The sequence below is a fragment of the Nocardia sp. NPDC051990 genome (assembly GCF_040680755.1).
GTDB lineage: Bacteria > Actinomycetota > Actinomycetes > Mycobacteriales > Mycobacteriaceae > Nocardia.
Window position 1 is genome coordinate 18,262 of sequence record NZ_JBFAXH010000022.1, and the last position, 20,930, is coordinate 39,191.

23 protein-coding genes and 1 pseudogene are annotated in these 20,930 nt (G+C 65.4%); 12 read left to right on the forward strand and 12 right to left on the reverse strand.

What is annotated here, in order from left to right; translation table 11 throughout:
- Nucleotides 1-43: 43 nt before the first annotated feature.
- Nucleotides 44-997 carry an acyl-ACP desaturase gene (locus tag AB0L63_RS28550; protein WP_364506854.1) on the reverse strand — a complete coding sequence of 318 codons (954 nt, stop codon included), beginning with the start codon at nucleotides 995-997 and terminating at the stop codon, nucleotides 44-46.
- A gap of 271 nt (nucleotides 998-1,268) precedes the next feature.
- On the opposite strand from AB0L63_RS28550, the gene AB0L63_RS28555 reads away from it, so the two are divergent.
- Genes AB0L63_RS28555 through AB0L63_RS28565 form a run of 3 tightly spaced genes read left to right on the forward strand, consistent with a single transcriptional unit; the run spans nucleotide 1,269 to nucleotide 3,866 of the window.
- Nucleotides 1,269-1,826 (forward strand): PH domain-containing protein, encoded by a 558-nt coding sequence (locus AB0L63_RS28555; RefSeq protein WP_364506857.1) that lies wholly within the window; start codon nucleotides 1,269-1,271, stop codon nucleotides 1,824-1,826.
- Nucleotides 1,827-1,856: 30 nt separating this feature from the next.
- Nucleotides 1,857-2,534: a response regulator transcription factor gene (locus AB0L63_RS28560; protein WP_364506859.1), complete on the forward strand. Its 678-nt coding sequence runs from the start codon at nucleotides 1,857-1,859 to the stop codon at nucleotides 2,532-2,534.
- Nucleotides 2,535-2,552: 18 nt separating this feature from the next.
- The gene (locus AB0L63_RS28565) at nucleotides 2,553-3,866 is read left to right on the forward strand and encodes a HAMP domain-containing sensor histidine kinase (RefSeq protein WP_364506862.1); all 1,314 of its coding nucleotides are present in this window, start codon (nucleotides 2,553-2,555) and stop codon (nucleotides 3,864-3,866) included.
- On the opposite strand, the gene purE is transcribed toward AB0L63_RS28565, so the two are convergent.
- Together purE and AB0L63_RS28575 are read right to left on the reverse strand one after the other, a co-directional pair.
- On the reverse strand, nucleotides 3,867-4,370 hold the full coding sequence (purE, locus tag AB0L63_RS28570) for a 5-(carboxyamino)imidazole ribonucleotide mutase (RefSeq protein WP_364506865.1): 504 nt from the start codon (nucleotides 4,368-4,370) through the stop codon (nucleotides 3,867-3,869).
- Nucleotides 4,360-5,568 carry a 5-(carboxyamino)imidazole ribonucleotide synthase gene (locus AB0L63_RS28575; protein WP_364506868.1) on the reverse strand — a complete coding sequence of 403 codons (1,209 nt, stop codon included), beginning with the start codon at nucleotides 5,566-5,568 and terminating at the stop codon, nucleotides 4,360-4,362. The genes purE and AB0L63_RS28575 overlap by 11 nt, the downstream gene beginning before the upstream one ends.
- Before the next feature lie 137 nt (nucleotides 5,569-5,705).
- Between AB0L63_RS28575 and AB0L63_RS28580 the strand changes: the two are divergent.
- The 3 genes and pseudogenes from AB0L63_RS28580 to AB0L63_RS28590 form a co-directional block, all read left to right on the forward strand.
- Nucleotides 5,706-6,185, forward strand: a pseudogene (locus tag AB0L63_RS28580) (GtrA family protein); the annotation flags it as partial.
- A gap of 223 nt (nucleotides 6,186-6,408) precedes the next feature.
- Nucleotides 6,409-7,089, forward strand: coding sequence for a TetR family transcriptional regulator (locus AB0L63_RS28585; protein WP_364506871.1), 681 nt, complete (start codon nucleotides 6,409-6,411; stop codon nucleotides 7,087-7,089).
- Nucleotides 7,090-7,246: 157 nt separating this feature from the next.
- Entirely contained in the window at nucleotides 7,247-8,407 is a 1,161-nt protein-coding gene (locus tag AB0L63_RS28590; RefSeq protein ID WP_364506873.1) for an acyl-CoA dehydrogenase, read from the forward strand.
- A gap of 90 nt (nucleotides 8,408-8,497) precedes the next feature.
- Here AB0L63_RS28590 and AB0L63_RS28595 read toward each other — a convergent pair whose 3' ends face one another.
- The gene (locus AB0L63_RS28595) at nucleotides 8,498-8,824 is read right to left on the reverse strand and encodes a GNAT family N-acetyltransferase (RefSeq protein ID WP_364506876.1); all 327 of its coding nucleotides are present in this window, start codon (nucleotides 8,822-8,824) and stop codon (nucleotides 8,498-8,500) included.
- Nucleotides 8,825-8,861: 37 nt separating this feature from the next.
- Nucleotides 8,862-10,241 carry an FAD-linked oxidase C-terminal domain-containing protein gene (locus AB0L63_RS28600; protein ID WP_364506880.1) on the reverse strand — a complete coding sequence of 460 codons (1,380 nt, stop codon included), beginning with the start codon at nucleotides 10,239-10,241 and terminating at the stop codon, nucleotides 8,862-8,864.
- Between the two features lie 186 nt (nucleotides 10,242-10,427).
- On the opposite strand from AB0L63_RS28600, the gene AB0L63_RS28605 reads away from it, so the two are divergent.
- Both AB0L63_RS28605 and AB0L63_RS28610 read left to right on the forward strand, forming a co-directional pair.
- Nucleotides 10,428-10,739, forward strand: a complete 312-nt coding sequence (locus tag AB0L63_RS28605) for a hypothetical protein (RefSeq protein ID WP_364506883.1) — start codon at nucleotides 10,428-10,430, stop codon at nucleotides 10,737-10,739.
- A gap of 75 nt (nucleotides 10,740-10,814) precedes the next feature.
- Complete coding sequence (locus tag AB0L63_RS28610) at nucleotides 10,815-11,303, forward strand: GtrA family protein (protein WP_364506886.1); 489 nt, start codon at nucleotides 10,815-10,817, stop codon at nucleotides 11,301-11,303.
- A 268-nt stretch (nucleotides 11,304-11,571) separates the two neighbouring features.
- Here the strand turns inward: AB0L63_RS28610 and AB0L63_RS28615 are convergent, their stop codons facing one another.
- The 3 genes from AB0L63_RS28615 to AB0L63_RS28625 are packed head-to-tail and all read right to left on the reverse strand — an operon-like array spanning nucleotide 11,572 to nucleotide 13,517.
- The gene (locus AB0L63_RS28615) at nucleotides 11,572-12,210 is read right to left on the reverse strand and encodes a Type 1 glutamine amidotransferase-like domain-containing protein (protein ID WP_364506889.1); all 639 of its coding nucleotides are present in this window, start codon (nucleotides 12,208-12,210) and stop codon (nucleotides 11,572-11,574) included.
- Between the two features lie 6 nt (nucleotides 12,211-12,216).
- Nucleotides 12,217-13,056 (reverse strand): maleylpyruvate isomerase family mycothiol-dependent enzyme, encoded by an 840-nt coding sequence (locus tag AB0L63_RS28620; protein ID WP_364506892.1) that lies wholly within the window; start codon nucleotides 13,054-13,056, stop codon nucleotides 12,217-12,219.
- The gene (locus AB0L63_RS28625; RefSeq protein ID WP_364506895.1) at nucleotides 13,053-13,517 is read right to left on the reverse strand and encodes an HIT family protein; all 465 of its coding nucleotides are present in this window, start codon (nucleotides 13,515-13,517) and stop codon (nucleotides 13,053-13,055) included. Before AB0L63_RS28625 ends, AB0L63_RS28620 begins: the two co-directional genes overlap by 4 nt.
- A gap of 281 nt (nucleotides 13,518-13,798) precedes the next feature.
- Here AB0L63_RS28625 and AB0L63_RS28630 point away from each other — a divergent pair, with 281 nt between their 5' ends.
- The 3 genes from AB0L63_RS28630 to AB0L63_RS28640 are packed head-to-tail and all read left to right on the forward strand — an operon-like array spanning nucleotide 13,799 to nucleotide 16,718.
- Nucleotides 13,799-14,950 carry a Re/Si-specific NAD(P)(+) transhydrogenase subunit alpha gene (locus tag AB0L63_RS28630; protein WP_364506898.1) on the forward strand — a complete coding sequence of 384 codons (1,152 nt, stop codon included), beginning with the start codon at nucleotides 13,799-13,801 and terminating at the stop codon, nucleotides 14,948-14,950.
- Nucleotides 14,950-15,288: an NAD(P) transhydrogenase subunit alpha gene (locus tag AB0L63_RS28635; protein ID WP_364506901.1), complete on the forward strand. Its 339-nt coding sequence runs from the start codon at nucleotides 14,950-14,952 to the stop codon at nucleotides 15,286-15,288. Before AB0L63_RS28630 ends, AB0L63_RS28635 begins: the two co-directional genes overlap by 1 nt.
- Nucleotides 15,288-16,718, forward strand: coding sequence for an NAD(P)(+) transhydrogenase (Re/Si-specific) subunit beta (locus tag AB0L63_RS28640; RefSeq protein WP_364507052.1), 1,431 nt, complete (start codon nucleotides 15,288-15,290; stop codon nucleotides 16,716-16,718). The genes AB0L63_RS28635 and AB0L63_RS28640 overlap by 1 nt, the downstream gene beginning before the upstream one ends.
- Before the next feature lie 47 nt (nucleotides 16,719-16,765).
- Here AB0L63_RS28640 and AB0L63_RS28645 read toward each other — a convergent pair whose 3' ends face one another.
- Both AB0L63_RS28645 and AB0L63_RS28650 read right to left on the reverse strand, forming a co-directional pair.
- Nucleotides 16,766-16,999, reverse strand: a complete 234-nt coding sequence (locus AB0L63_RS28645; RefSeq protein WP_364506903.1) for a ribosomal protein L7/L12 — start codon at nucleotides 16,997-16,999, stop codon at nucleotides 16,766-16,768.
- Between the two features lie 24 nt (nucleotides 17,000-17,023).
- Nucleotides 17,024-17,563, reverse strand: a complete 540-nt coding sequence (locus tag AB0L63_RS28650) for a TetR/AcrR family transcriptional regulator (RefSeq protein WP_364506906.1) — start codon at nucleotides 17,561-17,563, stop codon at nucleotides 17,024-17,026.
- A gap of 89 nt (nucleotides 17,564-17,652) precedes the next feature.
- Here AB0L63_RS28650 and AB0L63_RS28655 point away from each other — a divergent pair, with 89 nt between their 5' ends.
- Nucleotides 17,653-18,570 carry a TIGR03620 family F420-dependent LLM class oxidoreductase gene (locus AB0L63_RS28655; RefSeq protein WP_364506909.1) on the forward strand — a complete coding sequence of 306 codons (918 nt, stop codon included), beginning with the start codon at nucleotides 17,653-17,655 and terminating at the stop codon, nucleotides 18,568-18,570.
- 13 nt (nucleotides 18,571-18,583) lie between these two features.
- Here AB0L63_RS28655 and AB0L63_RS28660 read toward each other — a convergent pair whose 3' ends face one another.
- A complete protein-coding gene (locus AB0L63_RS28660; protein ID WP_364506912.1) occupies nucleotides 18,584-19,861 on the reverse strand; it encodes an MFS transporter in 1,278 nt (425 codons plus the stop codon).
- A gap of 139 nt (nucleotides 19,862-20,000) precedes the next feature.
- On the reverse strand, nucleotides 20,001-20,849 hold the full coding sequence (locus AB0L63_RS28665) for an NAD(P)H-binding protein (RefSeq protein ID WP_364506915.1): 849 nt from the start codon (nucleotides 20,847-20,849) through the stop codon (nucleotides 20,001-20,003).
- Between the last annotated feature and the right edge of the window lie 81 nt (nucleotides 20,850-20,930).

Sequence of the window (20,930 nt, forward strand, 5' to 3'; positions counted from 1 at the left end):
ATCCCGGCAAGGGGTGCTGTTGTGCGGCAACGGCATCGGCGGATCAGACCGGTTGCACAATGCCGCGCGCCGCCTCGCGGGCGAGCAGGCGATCGCGCTGTTCCTCGAACTTGAGGACGTCTTTTTCCAGCTTCTCCAGGAACTCGCCGAGTTCCTGCCGCGCCCGTTCACCGCGCGGCCCGAAGTCGGTGCGCTCGAAGACATTCCACTTCTTCAGCACCGGCTGCACCACCTCTTCGAGGTGCTGGCGCAGATCGTAGACGCCGTGCTTGGCCATCAGCGCGCCGTTGCGGCGGAAGTTGGGCATGCCGAAGCCGGGCATGATGAAGTTGGTGAGGATCTGGGTGATCGCCACCATGGCCTGGTCGGGCACCAGATCCAGGCCCGCGCCGCACATATTGCGGTAGAAGATCATGTGCAGGTTCTCGTCGGTGGCGACGCGTTGCAGCATGCGATCGGCGATGGGGTCGTTGCAGACCTTGCCGGTATTGCGGTGGCTGACCCGGGTTGCCAGCTCCTGGAAGGTCACGTACGCGACATTGACCAGGAATCCGCCCCAGTCCTCGGGCGAGGGGACGCCGCGGGTCATATGGATCATGCGGGCCTGTTCGAGCGCGACCGGATCGACGCCACGGGTGACCACGAGGTAGTCGCGTATGACGATGCCGTGGCGGTTCTCCTCGGCCGTCCAGCGCCCGACCCAGGTGCCCCATGCGCCGTGCTGGGAAAAGTTCTCGGCGATCAGCCGATGGTAAGAGGGCAGATTGTCCTCGGTGAGCAGGTTGGTGATCATGGCGGCCTTGGCGACCTCGTTCAGCTTGGACTGTTCCTGCGCCCATTCCGTACCGCCCATCGCGGCAAAGTTGCGACCCTCGTCCCACGGGACGTAGTCGTGCGGGTGCCAGTCCTTGGCCAGTGATAGGTGGCGGTTGAGATTCTCTTCGGCCACCGGTTCGAGTTCGGTCAGGATTTGCAGCTGGGTCAGATCCTTCTTCACACACGCCTCCGCGGTTCGGTTTCGACGTCTTGTCAAGCCGGACTTGTCTTTTCACAGGCAGAGCGTTGAGCAGAACAGAACGAAGCCAATCGAACAACAGAGCCGGGGCGAGCGGTTGCCGTCGGCCCCGAGGCTATGAAGCGATCATGTGCGCAATCTCGAGGATAGTCGAGAGGCACTCGAGATGGCGAAGGCACAAGGTGACGATTGCGCAGTACGGCACGCGTCGTTGTCCACGCTAACCGGCATGTTCTCGCGGTAGGGTTTCGTCATGGGTTATCCGGAGGAAGTGCTCGCCCCGGACGAGCAGTTGATACTCCATCGTCATCCGCATTGGAAGATGCTGTTCTGGCCGATTGTGACACTCATTGTCGCGACCGCACTGGCCGGATTCGCTGGGGGGCTGATCTGGCGCAGAGCCGAGGGCACGACCCGTTCGGTATTGCTGATCACGGTGCTGGTCGTCTGGCTCGGCGTTATCGGATGGCGTTGTGTCGCAAGGATTATCAGCTGGAAATCGACGCATTTCATCGTGACCGACCGTCGGGTGCTCATTCGGCAGGGCGTGATCACCCACACCGGCATCGACATCCCGATGAGCCGGATTTCCAGTGTGCAGTTCCGGCACGGGCTGTTCGACCGGATGCTCGGCACCGGCACCCTGATCATCGGCTCGTCCTCGGAGGAACCGCTCGAATACGATGACATCCCGCAGGTGCAGCAGGTGCACGCAATGCTGTACCGCCAGGTGTTCGAGGAGTCGAGGGACGACGATCGGCGCCGGGACGACCGCGGCCGCAGCGGCACACCTGGGGGCGGTTACCGATGATCTGTCGGCGCAGGTCCGTAATCTGAGCATATGACCGCCGTACTGCTGGCCGAGGACGATGAGGCCATCGCCGCACCGCTGTCGCGTGCGCTTGGGCGCGAGGGCTATTCGGTCACCGTGGAACGCTTCGGGCCCGCGGTGCTCGAACGCGCGCTGCAGGGCGATCATGATCTGCTCATTCTCGATCTCGGCCTGCCCGGTATGGACGGGCTCGAGGTGTGCCGCCAGGTGCGCGCCCGCGGTGCCGATCTGGCCGTGCTGATGCTCACCGCGCGCACCGATGAGGTGGACTTCGTGGTCGGGTTGGACGCGGGGGCCGATGACTACGTCGGCAAACCGTTCCGGTTGGCCGAGTTGCTCGCCCGGGTGCGAGCGCTGTTGCGGCGCAGCGGAATCGGTGACGAGGCGGTCGAGGTCGGCGGTATCCGGCTGGAGCCCGCGGCGCGCCGGGTGCTGGTGAACGGCGTTGAAGTCGGGTTGGCCAATAAGGAATACGAGCTACTCAAGGTTTTGATCGATCGGGCGGGTCAGGTGGTGCCGCGTGAGACGATTCTGCGCGAGGTGTGGGGCGACGCCGAGCTGCGCGGTTCGAAGACCTTGGATATGCACATGTCCTGGCTGCGCCGCAAGATCGGCGACGAGGGCCCGATGGCCGAGCGACGCATCGTCACCGTGCGCGGTGTCGGCTTCCGGCTGAATATCGACTGATGGTGCGGCACAACTGATATGAGACGCAGAATTCTGCGATCGATGCTTACCGTGCTGACCATCACCACGGTGGTACTCGGCGTTCCGCTGATCTACACCGCGTGGCTCTGGGTCGAGGACATCACCCGCAACGATCTGGAGAACCGGCTCGAGCGGATCGCCGCGGAGATCATCGCCCAGGAACACGGCGACGGCATGGTGCTCGGCGAACTCGACACCCGCCTGGTGCGGCCGCTGATCCCCAAGGACGGCAAGCTGACCATCATCTATCCGGCGCCGCAGGACAATGCCTCCCGGCTCGATATCGGCGCGGAGCAGGTCCACGATCCCGTGGTGGAATCGCTGGCGATGGGCACCGAGGGGTCGCTGCGCCTCGAGGTGCCGTCGGGGCCGATGCATACGCAGCAGATCCAAGCCGTGGCGGTGGTGGCCTTCGCGGTGCTCGCCTCACTGGGCGCGGCGGTCTCGGTGGCGATGATCACCGCGCGCCGGGTCGCCGATCCGCTGCGTGATGTGGCGGCCCGCGCTGCCCGACTGGCCATGGGTGATTTCCGGCCGGATCCGCGGCGGCATGGGATTTCCGAACTGGACCGGGTTTCCGACGTGCTCGATTCGGCGACCGTCGAGATCGCCGGGCGGCTGCAGCGCGAGCACGCCCTGGTCGCGGATGTCTCCCATCAGCTGCGCAGCCGCCTGACCGCGGTGCGATTGCGGCTGGACGAGTTGTCCGAGCACGCCGATCCGGCCGTGGTGCACGAGGCCGAGGAGGCGATGGCGCAGGTCGACCGGCTGACCGACGCGATCGACGATCTCGTGCGGGCCTCCCGCGACGAGGATGCCGCCGATCGCGACCCGGTGCCGGTCATGGATGAACTGCGCGGCGTCGTCGAGGAATGGTCGCATCCGTTCACCGAGGCCGGCCGGATCTTGCGGCTGATCGGCGACGAATCGCTGCGCGCGCCGATCACCGGTTCCCGGGTGCGCGAAGCGCTCGCCGTACTGGTCGACAACGCGCTGATGCACGGAGGCGGCACCTGCACGGTTTCGGTGCGCACAGTGCGTACGGTCAGCGATCGGGAGCCCTTGGTGGTGGTCGAGGTCGCCGACGAGGGCGATGGCATCCGTGACGAACTCGCGCCGCACATCTTCGACCGCGGCTTCTCCGCCGGCGGCTCGACCGGTGTCGGACTCGCGCTCGCCAGGGCGCTCATCGAGGCCGATGGTGGACGTTTGGAATTGCAGCGCCGCCGCCCCGCGCTGTTCGCGATGTTCCTCGGATCCAGCGCGTCGCAGCGGACGACCAACGGTGCTCAGGTGCCCGAGCCGCGCTGATCAGCCGAGGAGTTTGCTGCGGAGGGCTTCGTCCTTCTCCAAGACCATTGCTTCGAGACCGGCCTGGAACTGTTCCATGCGGGTGCGCAGCGCGGGATCGTGGGCGGCGAGAATGCGGGCGGCGAGCAGACCCGCATTGCGGGCGCCGCCGATGGAGACGGTGGCGACCGGGACACCCGCCGGCATCTGGACGATGGACAGCAGGGAGTCCATGCCGTCGAGATATTTGAGCGGGACGGGGACGCCGATGACCGGGAGCGGGGTGGCGGAGGCGACCATGCCGGGCAGGTGGGCGGCGCCACCCGCGCCCGCGATGATGACCTTCAGACCGCGGCCCGCCGCCTCGCGGGCATAATCGAGCATGCGCTGAGGCGTGCGGTGCGCCGAGACAACGCCGACCTCGAAGCGAATATCGAACTCCGCCAAGGCGATCGCGGCGGCCTCCATGGTCGGCCAGTCGGAGTCGCTGCCCATGATCAGGCCAACTTGCGCATTACTCACCATGGGGATCCCATCCGTCGGTCCACACCGCGTGCGACATCCAATGCGCCGCGCGCTCGGCCTGCTCGCGCACTACGGCGACATCGTCGCCGAGCACGTTGATATGCCCGATCTTGCGATCTGGGCGTTCGCCCTTGCCATACAGGTGCACCTTGGCCTGCGGCAATCTGGCGAAGAGATGGTGTAGCCGCTCGTCCATCGACATGGTCGGCGACTCGGCCGCGCCGAGAATATTCGCCATCACCGTGACCGGCGCCAGCGGACTGGTATCGCCGAGCGGATAGTCGAGCACCGCACGCAGATGCTGTTCGAACTGGCCGGTGCACGCGCCGTCCATGCCCCAGTGACCCGAGTTGTGCGGGCGCATGGCCAATTCGTTGATCAGGATGGCGCCGTCATTGGTTTCGAAGAGTTCGACCGCCATCGCACCCACCACGCCGAGCTCCCCGGCCAGATTCAGCGCGAGTGTCTCGGCCTGTGCGGCCAATTCGTCGCTCAAGTCCGGCGCGGGCGCGATCACCACGGCGCACTGGCCGTTGCGCTGCACCGTCTCCACCACCGGCCAGGTAGCGGCCTGACCGAACGGTGAACGCGCCACCATCGCCGACAGTTCGCGCTTCAGGTCCACCTTGGCCTCGGCGAGCAACCGCACGCCGTGCGCCAACTGATCGGACACGATCGTCTCGGCTTCGGCCGCCGACTCCGGCATCCAAACTCCGCGCCCGTCGTAACCGCCGCGCACCGCCTTCAGCACGATCGGCCAGTCATGCTCGTCACCGAATCGCACCGCATCGGCCACCGAGGTCACCGGCACGAAGGCGGGCACCGGCAACCCGAGCTCGGACAGCTTGGTCCGCATGGCCAGCTTGTTCTGCGCGAAGACCAACGCATGCGGCGGCGGCTGCACGTTTACGCCCTCGGCGACCAGCACCTCCAGATGTTCGGTCGGCACATGTTCGTGATCGAAGGTGAGCGCGTGCGAGCCGACGGCGGCCTTGCGCAGTGCGGTCAGATCGGTGTGGCTGCCGAGTACGACCTCGGGGCTCACCTGTGCGGCCGGGTCATCCGGATTCTCGGCCAGCACCCGCAGCCGCTGCCCCAGCGCGATGGCGGCCTGGTGTGTCATCCGCGCGAGCTGGCCACCACCGATCATGGTGACGGTCGGCATGGCGGCGGGATCGAAGGAACGGCGGGAGGTCACGCCTGCACCTCGCTGACGCTCGGCTCCGGCGTACCCCCCACAGGGGCTGTGTTGATGGTTCGCTCGCTTCGCTCCCTCACGTCGTGCAATCTTGTCATGTCCGAGCGTCGGGATCCCTACCGGTACACTGTGGCCTTGTGTCTTTCGTCGACGATGTGGTCAACGTCCTCCCCAAGCCCCTGCGGGAGATCGCTTATCGCCACCGCGAACTGATCAAATTCGCCATCGTCGGCGCGACCACCTTCATCATCGACTCGGGCATCTTCTACGTGCTCAAGTGGACCGTGTTGGAGACCAAGCCGGTCACCGCGAAGATCATCTCCGGCGTGATCGCGGTCATCTGCTCCTACATCCTCAACCGCGAATGGTCGTTCAAGAACCGCGGCGGTCGCGAGAAGCACCACGAGGCGCTGCTGTTCTTCGTCGTCAGCGGCGTCGGCGTCGTGCTGAGCTTCATCCCGCTGTGGATCTCCAGCTACATCTTCGACCTACGCCAGCCCGATGTGAGCTTCACTGTCGAGAACATCGCGGACTTCATCAGCGCCTTCATCATCGGCAATCTGCTGCAGATGGCGTTCCGCTTCTGGGCGATGCGCCGGTGGGTGTTCCCGGACGAAATCAGCCAGCTCGTCGAGGAATTCGAGGATCTGCTCGGGGAAGAGCAGGTCGGCCGCAGCTGAGTCCTGGGTCCGGAGCGCGGCGACGGATTCGAACAGACCCGCGCTCTCGAGGCTATTCAGCACGTCATCGGTAGTCTCGGGCCGGTTCCGATGTGAATCGGCGACTTGCCGGTCTCAGCCATGCGGATCCCGCATCGGCGGGGCTCAGTACGGTGATGCGGTGGCGACTGAGGAACTCTTTCGGGGGCGTAGTGGGGATGATGCGGCCAGGTTTCGGCTGACCGTCGTGGATCAAGCGCTGCGGTTGTTCGCCGAGCAGGGGTATGAGGCGACGACCGTGGATGAGATCGCGGAGGCGGCGGGGATTTCGCGGCGGACGTTCTTTCGGCAGTTCCGGTCGAAGGAGGACGTGATCTTCGCCGATCACGAGTGGCAGTTGGCGCGGGCCGCGGAGTTCTTGGCCGCGGCGCAGGGGGATCCGTGGGATGCGGTATGTGCCGCGGTGGTGCAGGTATTCGAGCGGTTCACTCAGTGGCGCGAGATCGCCGAGCGGCGGTATCGGGTGGTGCGGAAGGTGCCCGCACTGCGCGAGCGCGAGATCGTGACCGTGTTCCGATACGAGCGGTTGTTCACCGACTATCTGCGCGAGCGACTGCCGGAGGTGCCTGATCTAGCGCGGGTGCAGTTCACGGCGGCGGTGACGGCCACCCACAATTACCTGCTGCGCCGGATGGTCCGCGGTGAATCGGATGCGGGCGCGGCGGATCTGCGCGAGGAGTTGGCGGCGATTCCGCGTGGGCGCGGTTCGGGGGCCGCGGAGATGGTGGTCGCGGTGTTCCCGAGGGATATGTCGCCGCGGCAGGTCGCCGATCTGGTCACGCGCCAGCTCGATAATCTGTGATGGGAGTCATAGTATGCAGTATCTGACACTCGGTGCCACTATGTAACCGCACTTGACATGAGTTTTGGGCGTATGCTCGATCAAAGTGTGGCACTGAGTGCCGATCGCTGGAATCTGATCGAGCAAAATCACGACCGACAAACCAGGAGCGTGTCCCATGGCGGGAAATCCGCATTTCACTCTCTTCCAGTTGGAGGACTTCCACGACGAGCTGCGTGCGGCCATCCGCGGACTGGCGGAGAAGGAGATCGCTCCGTACGCCAAGGACGTCGACGGCGACGCCCGCTTCCCGGAGGAGGCGCTCAAAGCGCTGAACGCCGCCGGCTTCAACGCGGTACACGTACCCGAGGCCTACGGCGGCCAGGGCGCGGACTCGGTCGCCACCTGCATCGTGATCGAAGAGGTCGCCCGCATCTGCGGTTCGTCCTCGCTGATTCCGGCGGTCAACAAGCTCGGCACCATGGGCCTGATTCTCAACGGTTCCGAGGAGCTCAAGCAGAAGGTGCTTCCGGATATCGTCAACGGCGAAATGGCGTCCTACGCATTATCCGAGCGGGAGGCTGGCTCCGATGCCGCCAGCATGCGCACCCGCGCCAAACAAGACGGCGACGACTGGATCATCAACGGCTCCAAGTGCTGGATCACCAATGGCGGCAAGTCTTCCTGGTACACCGTCATGGCGGTGACCGATGCGGACAAGGGTGCCAATGGCATTTCCGCATTCCTGGTGCACGCCGATGACGAGGGCTTCGTGGTCGGCCCGCTCGAGCACAAGCTCGGCATCAAGGGATCGCCCACCGCCGAACTGTATTTCGAGAACTGCCGGGTGCCGGGTGATCGCATCATCGGCGCGCCGGGCACCGGCTTCAAGACCGCGTTGCAGACCCTCGACCACACCCGCCCGACTATCGGCGCGCAGGCTGTCGGCATCGCGCAGGGTGCGCTGGACGCCGCGATCGCATACACCAAGGACCGCAAGCAGTTCGGCACCGCGATCGCCGACTTCCAGAACACCCAGTTCATGCTGGCCGATATGGCGATGAAGATCGAGGCCGCCCGCCTCATGGTTTACACCTCCGCGGCCCGCGCCGAGCGCGGCGAGAAGAACCTCGGCTTCATCTCCGCCGCCGCCAAGTGCTTCGCCTCCGATGTGGCCATGGAGGTCACCACCAACGCCGTGCAACTCTTCGGCGGTGCGGGCTACACCACCGACTTCCCGGTGGAGCGGATGATGCGTGACGCCAAGATCACCCAGATCTACGAGGGCACCAACCAGATTCAGCGCGTCGTCATGTCACGCGCGCTGCTGCGGGGCTGATAACGCAAACCGACCGGGTGTTCACGCCGCTGCGCAAGCGGTGTGAACACCCGGCTGTGTACGGATGTCGAGGCGCGTGACGTGCGCCTGTCAGGCGACCAGATCGGCGTATTCGCGGTGCTCGGCGATGTACTTCTCGACGTACCAGCAGGTCGGAATGATCGCGATGCCCGCGGCGCGTGAATCCCGCAGCGCGTATTCGACCACCTGGGCGGCCACACCGCGGCCGCGGAACTCCGGGAACGTCATGGTGTGGTGGAAGTCCCGGACCCTGGGGGGATGGTTGTCGGCGGAGCCGATGGGGCGGGTAAGATCAGCGTCTTCGCGTTCGGCGTAGTCGGCGTACCCGGCGAGGGTGTCGTCGATATAGATCTCGAATCGGGTATCGGCGACATTGTGCTCGAGCCTGGTCGTCATGTTCGGGTGAACTCCTCAGCGGGCGGAAATGTTCCGTTTACAGAATCGCGCCTGGATTGAGGATGCCATGCGGGTCGAGCGCATCCTTGATCCGGCGGGTAAGTGCCATCACATCGGGCCCGAGTTGATCGGGCAGCCACGCTTTCTTCAACCGGCCCACCCCGTGTTCACCGGTAATGGTGCCGCCGAGTTCGATGGCCAGATCCATGATCTCGCCGAAGGCGCGGTGCGCGCGTTCGGTCATATCGGCGTCGGTCGGATCGTGCACGATGAGCGGATGGGCATTGCCGTCCCCGGCATGCGCGATCACCGATACCACCACGTCATTGCGTGCCCCGATGGCGACGATACCGTTGACCAGATCGGCAAGCCGCGGCAGCGGAACTCCGACATCCTCGAGCAGTAGTGTTCCGATCCGCTCCACCGCCGGAATGGCGAAACGCCGTGCGGCGGTGAAGGCTTCGCCCTCCTCTGGATCCTCGGTGTGGAAAACCTCGGTGGCACCGGCCTTTTCGCAGATGCCGGCCATGATTTCGGCTTCGTGCCTGGCGAATTCGCCCGGTGCGTCGGAGCGGGCGACCAGCAGCGCGGCGGCCTCGCGATCCAGTCCCATTCGTAGCTCGTCCTCGACCGCATTGATCGCGACCGCATCCATGAACTCGAGCATGGCGGGCCGCAGGGCGCCGGTGATGCCGAGGATGGCCCCGGTGGCGGCGGTCAGCGTGGCGAAGGTCGCGACCACGGTGGACTGCGGCGGTTGTGCGGGCAGCAGCCGCAGGGTGAGTTCGGTGATGACTCCGAGCGTGCCCTCGCTGCCGACGAACATCTTGGTCAGTGACAGGCCCGCCGAATCCTTCAGCCGCGGCCCGCCGAGCCGCAGCACCGTACCGTCGGCGAGCACCACCTCCATGCCGAGCACGTAATCGGTGGTTACGCCGTATTTCACACAGCACAGGCCGCCCGCGTTGGTGGCCGCATTGCCGCCGATCGAACAGATTTCGAAGGAGGACGGGTCCGGTGGGTACCACAGGCCGTGCTCGGCGACCGCACGTTTGACCTCGGCATTGAGCAGGCCGGGTTGGACCACCGCGGTGCGGGTGACCGGGTCGACGGTGATCGCGCGCATGCGTTCGGTGCTGAGCACGATGCCGCCGTCGACGGCCGTCGCACCGCCGGACAGTCCGGATCCGGCCCCGCGCGGCACCACCGCGACCTTGTGTTCGTGCGCCCAGCGCAATGTCGCCGCGACATCATCGGTGCCGGTCGCACGCACCACGGCCAGTGGTGTGCCCGCGCTCGGATCGCGCGCCCAGTCCTGCCGATAGCCCTCCAGCAGATCGGGATCGGTGCGCACGGCACCCTCGGGCAGACGGGAGATCAGGTCATGCAGGTCCACACAGCTCACGCTATACGGCATGTGAGCGCCCGACTGTAACAGCTGCGCGTCCGGTTCTCCCTGGAGGTTTGCTACAACGCCGAGGCCGATGCGATGTTGGTCGGTCCAGTGGTGCCGGGTCCGTCAGCCGATAAGAATTCCGGGCAAGGCGCCCGTTTCGGGCGTTACCCGATTCCGTTAGGTGCGCAGGCGTACCAAGGAGGTCTCATGCAGGTCGAGTCGCCGGATTACCGCGATCTGGTCGCCGCCGTATTCGCCTACGAATTCGCCGACGGGGGCATCGATCCAGAAGCACTGCGCCGTATCCATGCGGGTGATGTCACCGAGTGGATCACCGCACTGGATCGCTGCGGCATGTTCGGCAAAACCGCCCTCGCCACCCTGTCCGAACAGTGGCAGCGCGACCCTCGCCTGCTGCTCGACACTCTCCTCGACGGTGTCGACGACGTTACCGGCCGCCGCTGCCTCCTCGCCTGGTCCGCGCTGGACGACCGTTCACCGCTCACACAGATCGGCTGATCGAGATCGGGTTCCACCTGATCTTGTTTCCTGGACGATCACCTGGTGGACACCTGCCGCTGGCATGCTGGCGGCGTGACGACCACCGAATCCCTGGTGGCGGGCTTGTCCCGCTGGTGCGAGGCCATCGTCGCGCGGCTGCCTTTGGGGCTGAATCGCCTTGTCGCCCCGACGTTTCTCGGCTTCGCGCTGATCAACAGCTTTACCTTCGGGATCGATCTGGCGCTGCTCACCGCGCTGCACGGCTGGTTGCACCTGCCGGTATGGCTGTCGGTCACCATGGCCTATATCTGCGCGTTCGGACTCAGCTTCGTGCTCAATCGCACATTCAACTTCCACTCGCATGCACCGGTCGGCAGGCAGGCAGTGGTGTACATGGTGGTTGTCGTGATCAACTACCTCGCCTTCATCCTCGGCGTCGGCAGCGGATTGGCCGCGCTCGGTTTGGAATACCACCTGTCGCGGTTGCTGGCGGGGGCGTGCGAGGCGGTCTACATATACAGCGCGATGCGCTGGGTGGTCTTCCGCGGCCCCGACACCGCCGTCATGTCCCAGTCGGTCTGATCACTCGCAGTCGATCGCGACTACCCGTCCGCGCGACTGGCGTCGGTGGCGGCCGACGATGAGTAGGTCAGCCGCGCGCGGAGGCGAGCAACATCGTCCGCAGTGGTCGGCATCCGGACCGGTTCGGTGCGGTTCATCGCGGCGCTGTACCAAGTGGCGAAAATGTGGCTGCACAAGGTCGGGTCTGCCTTCGAGGCGTTCGCAGCCAGCGTCCTCGATCCGCGCAACCGGCGGAACCCCCACGCACACCGCCTACTTTTCGTTTCGCCTACCGCAGGATCTCGATATCGTCGCCGTCGACCACGACGACATCGTCGTCGGTGAGCGCCCAGTGCGCAATGCCCTCGGCCCGATAGCGGGCGGCGAGCAACGCGGACGCACCGTCCGGGTCGGTCGCGGAGTCCAGATGCGCCACGATGCGATGGTCGACCAGCCCCAGTCCGTCCCACCGCGGTTCGATACCGCACGCTGGTTCGACCTCGGCTGGGTCATCGGTGGATTCCAGACCGCGCAGATCCGGGGTCAGTAGACAGGCGCCCGCACTGTACCCGGCATACACCAGCGCGTCGGCGGCGAGCAGCTTCGGCAGTACGAAATCGGCTCCGCTGCGGGCGAATTGGGCGCGCAAGACGAACGTGTTGCCGCCGCGCACCCACACCAGTGGGTATTCGCTGAGGGTAGCTTCCAGTTCGGTTGCGCGCCCGATGAATTCGCGCAAGTCCAATACGTCGGGGGCGTAGCCGAGTTTGCGCAGCGGGGTCACGTCACTGGTGACCGCACCCGCCCAGGCCGCGGGCCAGGCGTCACATGCGTTGGGAATCACCGCGACTCGGCCCGGTTCGCCGACGAGCGCCGCGAGCCGGTCGTAGTGTGCGCCGAATCGGTAGCTGGACAGGAAAAGTCGCACTGCGGCTCAGATGGTGAAGGCCAGGCTGCGCACCAGTCGGTTGCCCAGTTCCGCGTCGCCGGAGATGGTGAATTCACCTTGGTGCGCATCGGCGGTGGTGCGTCCGCCGCGCAGCCGAGCGAAGAGGCCGGAGCCCATCCGAACCACCACGGTGGCGGGCGCGTCCAATTCCTCGACGATATTGGCACGGCCCTCCACCGCGACGTGCAGCGTCTGCGGTAACGGGCCGGTCAGCTCGAATGTGAGGCGCGATCCCTCCGGCGCGCGTGCACCCTTCACCACCGCCCGCCCGATGGTGGCGGTGAGTTCGCCGAAGGCCCGCGCGGCGCGCGGGCCGCCCTCGTCGACGGAAACGCGGAGCCCGTCGGCGATATCCAGTTCGTGCATCCAGCAGTCGAACAGCCGCACCCGCATGAATCGGCCATAGCTGACCTTGCCGATCGGGGATACGGTCTCGGCCTGCCACTGCGCATCATCGAAGGATGCGAGCGCCGTGCGCCTGCGCTCGGTGACCTCGCGGTACAGCTCGAGTAGTCGTTTACCCAAGAGCGGCCGCAGCCGGTCGACCCAGATCTCGTTGAGTACGCCGGACTCGTTGCGCACATGCGACAGCGTGGTCACGTCGGTTTTGGGCCGGATCGGATCGTGTGCGGGCGGGCGCTCACCGAGCAGCCAGGATTCCGTGCCGACGATGTGTGCGACCACATCGAACAGCGACCAGCCCGGCAGCGGAGACGGTGTGCGCCAACGCTCTTCGTCGAGATCGGCGACCAGGGTCGCGATCGCCTCCCATTGCTCGGACAGCAGGGCGGTCAGCTCGATCCGCTCCTGGGACAGGTCGGTCATCCTTGCGATCCTTCCTCGGCACTGGTCTCGTCTGCGTGTGCCAATGCCGATATTCCGGCGCGGATGGCGGCCGCGGTGGTCTGCGGGTCGTGCGGGCGCCGCAGCAGCAGTCCGGCGGCGAAGCTCAGTTTGTCGCGGTGCCGGCGCGGTATCACGTGCAGATGGACGTGGGGGACCGTCTGAAAGGCTGCGGTGCCGTCATTGAGGACGAGATTCGCGCCGTCCGCGGCCAGCTCGCTGCGCCGGATCGCCAGCGCGAGTCGGTGTCCGGCGCGGAAGATGTCCGCACCTGAGTCGGCGTCCAGATCCGCCAATTCGGATGCGTGCCGTTTCGGGATGACCAGGGTGTGGCCGCGAGCGATCGGGCGAATGTCCAGGAACGCGCACAGCGTGTCGTCCTCGTAGACCTTGGTCGCCGGGGCCTGTCCCGCCGCGATGCGGCAGAAGACGCAGTCGTTCACACCGCCGACCATACGGCGTACGACTTATGGGCGACAGACTCGGGCATGGTGCCCGTCACTATGCGCAGGTATTGCGCCGCACCGACCAGGATTCGAACCTCGGAGTTGGTCGCGAATCGGACATATCGGCGGAATCCGGCCGCAACGTGTGACCGCCATCTCAGCTAGGCTCACGGCGAGCCGAGTACAGTTGCGAGAATTTGGACGAACTTACTCCAAAGTAGCATCGTTCGGCCGTCGACCGGTTGCTTGAAGCTCAGCCAGAGAAGGAAGTCTGACAAGTGGAGACAACGCAGAGCGTAGGCGACGAGTCGCCGCGCGGAGCGCGTGTCGGAGTCGTTCGCGAGTCAAACGCGGGCGAGCGGCGTGTCGCTTTGGTGCCCAAAATCATTCCGAGCTTGCTGAAGCAGGGTGTGGAGGTGGTGGTCGAAGCGGGCGCCGGGATCGGCGCGCTCATTCCGGACACAGCCTACGAAGATGCGGGCGCGACCATCGGCGATCCGTGGTCGGCCGATGTGGTCGTGAAGGTCGCTCCGCCCAGTGACGCCGAGGTGGCGAAGCTGAGCAGCGGACAGACCCTGATCGGCTTCCTCGCCCCGCGCAATGCCGAGAACCAGATTCGCGCGCTGAGAACGGACGGAGTGCAAGCCTTCGCCGTGGAGGCGATTCCGCGTATTTCGCGCGCCCAGGTGATGGACGCACTGTCCTCACAGGCCAACGTCGCCGGTTATAAGGCGGTGCTGCTGGCGGCATCGGAGTCGACGCGTTTCTTCCCGATGCTGACCACCGCGGCCGGCACGGTGAAGCCCGCGACCGTGCTGGTGCTCGGCGTGGGTGTTGCGGGTCTGCAGGCGTTGGCGACGGCGAAACGTCTCGGTGGCCGGACCACCGGCTACGACGTGCGCCCCGAGGTGGCCGATCAGGTGCGTTCGGTGGGTGCGCAGTGGCTCGATCTCGGTATCGACGCCGCCGGTGAGGGTGGTTATGCCCGCGAGCTGACCGATGACGAGAAGGCCGAGCAACAGCAGGCATTGGAGGATGCGATCAAGGGTTTCGACGTGGTGATCACCACCGCGTTGGTGCCGGGTCGTCCCGCACCGCGCCTGGTGACCGCCGCGGCGGTGGAGGGGATGAAGCCCGGCAGTGTGATCGTGGACCTGGCCGGTGAGACCGGCGGCAATTGCGAGCTGACCGAACCCGGGCAGACCGTGGTCAAGCACCAGGTGACGATCGCCTCGCCGTTGAATCTGCCCGCGACCATGCCCGAGCATGCCTCGGAGTTGTACTCGAAGAATATTGCGGCACTGCTGGAGTTGATGTTGGTCGACGGGAAACTCGCGCCCGACTTCTCCGATCAGGTGCTCGCGGACTCCTGCGTCACTCGTGAGCGAGGCTTGCCGAGCGAACCGACCAGCGAAAGCGTGGATGCCTGATGTACACCGAACTGCTAGCCAATATCGCGATCCTGGTGTTATCCGGGTTCGTCGGGTTCGCCGTCATCTCCAAGGTCCCCAATACCCTGCACACCCCACTCATGTCGGGTACCAACGCCATTCACGGCATCGTCGTGCTCGGTGCGTTGGTAACCCTTGGCAATGTGCAGGATCCCTCGATCCTGACCCAGATCATTCTGTTCGTCGCGGTTGTGTTCGGAACGCTGAACGTCATCGGCGGTTTCGTGGTGACCGACCGGATGCTGGGAATGTTCAAGGGCAAGAAGGCCGCACCAGTGCAGGCCGCTACAGCCGAGCGGTCAGAGGGAGCAGCGTGATGCATACCTTCGACAATGTGACCTATCTGGTCAACGGGCTCTACATCATCGCGTTCGCGTTGTTCATCTACGGTCTGATGGGCTTGACCGGCCCGAAGACCGCGGTGCGCGGCAATCTGATCGCCGCGGTCGGCATGGTGATCGCCGTCGTGGCGACCCTGATTTCGATCCGCCACACCTCGAACTGGATTCTGATCGTCGCCGGGCTCGTGGTCGGCGTGGTGCTTGGTGTGCCGCCCGCGCGCTACACCAAGATGACCGCGATGCCGCAGCTGGTGGCCGCATTCAACGGTGTCGGTGGTGGCACGGTCGCGTTGATCGCGTGGTCGGAATTCATCAACTCCCAGGGTTTTTCGCATTTCGATGAAGAACCCACCGTGCACATCGTGATCGGTTCGCTGTTCGCGGCGATCATCGGGTCGGTGTCGTTCTGGGGTTCGCTGATCGCATTCGGCAAACTGCAGGAGATCCTGCCCGGACGTCCGATCGGGATCGGCAAACTCCAGCAACCCTTGAACCTACTTTTGCTGGTTGGCGCGATCGCGGCCGCGGTGGTGATCGGTATCGGCGCCACCGGTGATGGTGTGCCCCAGTACTGGATGATCGCGGTACTCGTGCTCGCCGGTGTGCTCGGTTTGATGGTCGTGCTACCCATCGGCGGCGCGGATATGCCGGTGGTCATCTCGCTGCTGAATGCGTTGACCGGTTTGTCCGCGGCCGCCGCGGGTTTGGCGCTGGGCAACACCGCCATGATCGTGGCGGGCATGATCGTCGGCGCGTCCGGCACCATCCTCACCAATTTGATGGCCAAGGCCATGAACCGTTCCATCCCCGCCATCGTCGCGGGTGGCTTCGGTGGTGGTGGCACCGCTCCCGGCGCCGGTGGTGGTGAGCAGAAGCAGGCCAAGGCCACCTCCGCCGCAGATGCCGCGATCCAGATGGCGTATGCCAATCAGGTCATCGTGGTCCCCGGCTACGGTATGGCCGTCGCGCAGGCCCAGCACGCGGTCAAGGAAATGGCCGCCCTCCTGGAAGCCAAGGGGGTGGAGGTCAAATACGCCATCCATCCCGTCGCCGGTCGTATGCCCGGCCACATGAACGTCCTGCTCGCCGAGGCCGAGGTCTCCTACGACGCGCTCAAGGAGATGGACGACATCAACGGCGAATTCGGCCGCACCGATGTGGCTTTGGTGATCGGCGCCAACGACGTCACCAACCCCGCCGCCCGCGAGGACTCCTCCTCCCCGATCTACGGAATGCCCGTCCTCAATGTCGACCAGGCCAAGAGCGTGATCGTGCTCAAGCGTTCCATGAACAGTGGTTTCGCCGGCATCGACAACCCCCTCTTCTACGCCGACCACACCTCCATGCTCTTCGGCGACGCCAAGAAATCCGTCGGAGCCGTCACCGAAGAACTCAAGGCATTGTAAGTACCTGTGCGCGAAAGCCCGCTTCCGTTCGCGGAAGCGGGCTTTCGTCATCGCAGGTGCCGTTCGCGCGCTTCGACCGCGTCCTTGGCCTCCCGCAGTCCGCAGCCCGTGAGATTGCGATAGACCTTGATCGCGTGGATCTTTTTGCCCTGCCGAATGAGTTCGTCGATTTCCTCATTGGGTGTCGGGTCTTGGCTCGGGAGACCGAGATGTTTGATGATCAAGTCGAGCTTGCGTTCGAGGCGATCGATCCGGGCCTCGAGTCTGTTGTTGTCGAACATCTCTCGAACATACTGATACCGATGCTATTCGCGCGGACTGCGCAGGGCGTCCGTGACGAGGCGGAGCAGACGATCCGGTTGTTCCGGATCGGTGCCGTGTTGTGCTGCCAGGGCAATCCCCGCGACCAGTTGGATCACATCGTCGATGGCGACATCCGCGCGGATGCCGCCATCGCGCTGTGCCCTGGTGAGCAGGGCGGTACCCGATCGGTGGATGGCCTGCTGGCAGTCGAAACCCAGGTCGACCGGTCCGGCCAGGACTGCGCCGCCCAGACCGTGGTCGGTCCGGGCGTGCACGAGTAGGGCGCGCAGCCACGCGGTGAGTGCCGCTGTCGGCTCGTGCGACGCCAGTTCTTCGGCTTGGCCACAGAGCTTTTCGATCCGCTCGCTCAGCACCGCCGCCTGCAGTGCTTGTCGGTTGGGGAAGTGCCGGTAGAGGGTGCCTGGGCCGACACCCGCGCAGCGGGCGATCTCGTTGAGCGAGGCACCCGGACCCTCCTGCGCGAATGCCGCTGTCGCGGCTTCGAGTACACGTTCGTAGTTCCGCTGAGCGTCGACCCGCATGCGTACCCCTTGTTAACCGGAGAAGTTCTCCGATATCGTACCGAAAGGGAAGCGGAGAACTTCTCCGATTTAGTGTTGGGAGCGCGATGATGGTGGAGCACGAACTCGGCGGCGTCGGCATCTGGACCTTCGCATTCGACGGACAACCGATTGGGTGGGTGCGCGAGGCCGCCGCCGAGATCGAGGAATTGGGTTACGGCGCACTGTGGTTCGGCGAAGGGTTCGGACGCGATACGGTCGGGCAGGCGTGGCTATTGCTCGGGGCGACCGAACGGATGGTGGTCGCCGCGGGCATTGCCAATGTGGCACTGCGTGATCCGATGGCCATGGCCACCGCCGAGCGCGCGCTGGGTGAGGCGTTCCCAGGGCGATATCTGCTCGGACTCGGCGGCCAGCGGGTCGGCGGTCGATCCATAGAGTTCGGTGGTTACACGATTCCGTCCGGCGGTAAGCCGCTGGCGCTGATGCGTGGCTATCTGGATGCGATGGATGCCGTTCCGCAGCACGGGCTGCGACCGGACCCGGCGCCACGGCGGGTACTTGCTGCCCTGGGCCCCAAGATGTTGGCATTGGCCGGCGAGCGGACCTGGGGTGCGCATCCCTATCACGCGCCCGTCGAGCACACCGCCGAGGCGCGGCGGATCATCGGACCGGAGGCATTTCTGGGTGTCGAGCAGGCCGTCGTCCTCGATGCCGATAGAGCGCGCGCCCGGGAGGTGGCCAGGGCGCACATCGGGGGCTATCTCGAATCCGCGCCGCATCAGGTGGCCAATGTGCGCCGCCTCGGTTTCGGAGATGAGGACATCACGGGTGGCCCGAGTTCGCGACTGGTGGATTCGGTTGTGGCGTACGGGGATACCGATGTGATCGGCGAGCGCGTCCGGCAGCATTTGGATGCCGGGGCCGATCATGTTTGTCTGCAGGTGCTGACCGCGGATCCGGCGGCGCTGCCGCTGTCGCAATGGCGTGAGCTCGGCGCGCTTGCCCGGGATTCGTCATTCGCGTAAGCGTCTGATCGCGCTACTTCTGTTGTGGTGCGACCGCACCCGCGTAGCGACAGCAGAACAGGACGGCGATCAGGGGGACGACCATTGCGGTGGTGAGTGGGACCAGGGCCGTCAGCCAGCCGATGATGGAGGGTCCGGCGAGTAGGCCGAGGTAGCCGAGGCTGAATACCCGCGACATGTCGGTAGCCGCCGTTGACGAACCGAGATTGCCTGCGGCGGTGAAGATTTGCGGGATGCCGCCGGAGAGGCCGAGGCCGCATATCGCCCAGCCGAGCAGCGTCAACGGCACCCAACCCGAAGCCATGATCAGGACCAATCCGAATGCGGCGAGCAAGGTGCCGTAGCGGACAATGGCGACACGGCCGACGGCGCCTGCGACACGGTCGGCGATGAATCGGCCCGCGGTCATGGTGCAGGAGAATGCGCCGAATGCCAGTGCGGCGGTGGCATCGTCGACATCGAGGTTGTCGCGGATCTGCAGGGCGCTCCAGTCGGCGGCGACGCCCTCGGTGAGAAGTAGGGCGAAGGCGATTGCCGCCAGCGCCAGGACTTTTCGAGAGCGGTTCGGTGTGGTCGTCGACCGGGTTGTTCCGGCCTCATGCGATGTCGTTTCGGACTCGCGACCCTGGTTCTGCGCCTGGCTTGTGCCGTCCGGAATGTGGGCGTACCGGCCACTTTCCGGTGATATGTCCGAATTCGATTCTCGCGCAGACGATTCGGTGTCCGGCAGCAGACGTGGTACGAGTGCGACGGTAATCGCCAACCCGGCCACCGCCGCGACCGACAAGCTCAGACGCACATCCCAGCCCGCGCGCTGTGCGGCCGCACCCAGCAGTGAGCCGACGAATCCGCCACCGGAGAACAATGCGTGGAACGCCGACATGATCGGTCGGTCATAAGTCCGCTCGACATGTACCGCTTGGGTATTCATCGAAACGTCGAGCGCGCCATTGCCGAAACCGAAGCAGGCGAGTGCGATCGCCAGACTTACCGGCCCGGTCGCGAGTCCGGGGCCGAGCACGGATATCGAGGTGATCGCCGCGGCGGCCGCGACCACGGTCCGGCTGCCGAATCGGTCGGCGAGCGGGCCCGCGATGCGCATGCCGACAACGCCCGCACCAGCGAGCATGAGAATGAACATGCCGAGCGTGGAATGCGCGATCCCGGTCCGGTCGGTAATGGCCGGGATGTGCACCACCCACATGGCCACCAGGAAGCCGTTCAATGCGAACACCACGAATACCGCGCCGCGCGCTACCCGGGTCTGCGGATCGATCGTCGTGGTCGCCACCGATTCGACGGTACCGCCTCGCGGCCGATCTCGTGGCCGCACGGGGAGCCGGTCCGGGACACCATTGTCCGAAAACCCGGCTCCACGGATCTCGCCATTGAGATCGGCGTCCGCGCGGCGGTCTTATTCTTACAACCGCCTACTCGCTCGAGATGTTCCACACACCGGCAGCTGCCGTCTCGACGGCGTAATCGCGGAAATCTTTCGGTTCCCGGCCCAGAGCGCGCTGGACGCCGTCCGCGGTCTTGGCGTTTCGGCCGTCCAGTACCGTGCCGAACAGGTAGTCGAGCAGGCTGATGACGTCGGAGGGCACCTGATACTCGGTCAGTGCCGCAACGAAATCCGTGCGGGAGATCGGGATGAAGGCGATCTCGCGCCCGGTCGCGGCGGCGATCTCGGTGACGGCCTCGGCGAACGTCAACGACCTGGGGCCGGTCAGTTCGTACAGCTCGCCGCTGTGCCCGTCCGCGGTCAACGCGGCGACCGCGACATCGGCGATATCGTCGACGTGCACGAACGGTTCCGGCACATCGCCATTGGGCAGCGCCACCGCACCCGCGAGCACATAGTCGAGGAATGCGCCTTCGCTGAAGTTCTGTGCGAAGAAGCTGCAGCGCACGATGGTCCAGTCGAGACCCGAGCCCTGCACGATCTGCTCACACTCCACCGCCTCCGGTTCGCCGCGACCGGACAGCAGTACGAGCTTGCGCACACCATTGGCCTTGGCCGCATTGGTGAACGCCCGGATGGTCTCGGGCGCACCCGGCACCGCCAGATCCGGCTGGAAGGCGATGTACACAGCGTCCACTTCGAACAGCGCCGGAGCCCAGGTAGTGCGGTCGGCCCAGTCGAAGGGGATCTCGGCTGCGCGGGAACCGATCCGGACCGGATGACCGGCCTGCCGGAGCCGGGTCGCGACCCGGCTGCCGGTCTTGCCGGTACCGCCGGTGACGAGGATAAGACGTTGGTGGGAGCTGCTGTTTGTCATGTTTCCATTACATCGACGCGGCCCGCGACGAAACATAGCTCAGCGACTCGTGCTCATGCGTCAGCGTCTACTGTCTGTGGT

Coding starts and splice junctions, on each gene's coding strand:
- AB0L63_RS28555 (WP_364506857.1), top strand. CDS start 1,269: ATGGGTTATCCGGAGGAAGTGCTCGCCCCGGACGAGCAGTTGATACTC.
- AB0L63_RS28565 (WP_364506862.1), top strand. CDS start 2,553: ATGAGACGCAGAATTCTGCGATCGATGCTTACCGTGCTGACCATCACC.
- AB0L63_RS28590 (WP_364506873.1), top strand. CDS start 7,247: ATGGCGGGAAATCCGCATTTCACTCTCTTCCAGTTGGAGGACTTCCAC.
- AB0L63_RS28600 (WP_364506880.1), bottom strand. CDS start 10,241: ATGCCGTATAGCGTGAGCTGTGTGGACCTGCATGACCTGATCTCCCGT.
- AB0L63_RS28655 (WP_364506909.1), top strand. CDS start 17,653: ATGGTGGAGCACGAACTCGGCGGCGTCGGCATCTGGACCTTCGCATTC.
- AB0L63_RS28560 (WP_364506859.1), top strand. CDS start 1,857: ATGACCGCCGTACTGCTGGCCGAGGACGATGAGGCCATCGCCGCACCG.
- AB0L63_RS28640 (WP_364507052.1), top strand. CDS start 15,288: ATGCATACCTTCGACAATGTGACCTATCTGGTCAACGGGCTCTACATC.
- AB0L63_RS28605 (WP_364506883.1), top strand. CDS start 10,428: ATGCAGGTCGAGTCGCCGGATTACCGCGATCTGGTCGCCGCCGTATTC.
- purE (WP_364506865.1), bottom strand. CDS start 4,370: ATGGTGAGTAATGCGCAAGTTGGCCTGATCATGGGCAGCGACTCCGAC.
- AB0L63_RS28665 (WP_364506915.1), bottom strand. CDS start 20,849: ATGACAAACAGCAGCTCCCACCAACGTCTTATCCTCGTCACCGGCGGT.
- AB0L63_RS28645 (WP_364506903.1), bottom strand. CDS start 16,999: ATGTTCGACAACAACAGACTCGAGGCCCGGATCGATCGCCTCGAACGC.
- AB0L63_RS28595 (WP_364506876.1), bottom strand. CDS start 8,824: ATGACGACCAGGCTCGAGCACAATGTCGCCGATACCCGATTCGAGATC.
- AB0L63_RS28650 (WP_364506906.1), bottom strand. CDS start 17,563: ATGCGGGTCGACGCTCAGCGGAACTACGAACGTGTACTCGAAGCCGCG.
- AB0L63_RS28620 (WP_364506892.1), bottom strand. CDS start 13,056: ATGACCGACCTGTCCCAGGAGCGGATCGAGCTGACCGCCCTGCTGTCC.
- AB0L63_RS28635 (WP_364506901.1), top strand. CDS start 14,950: ATGTACACCGAACTGCTAGCCAATATCGCGATCCTGGTGTTATCCGGG.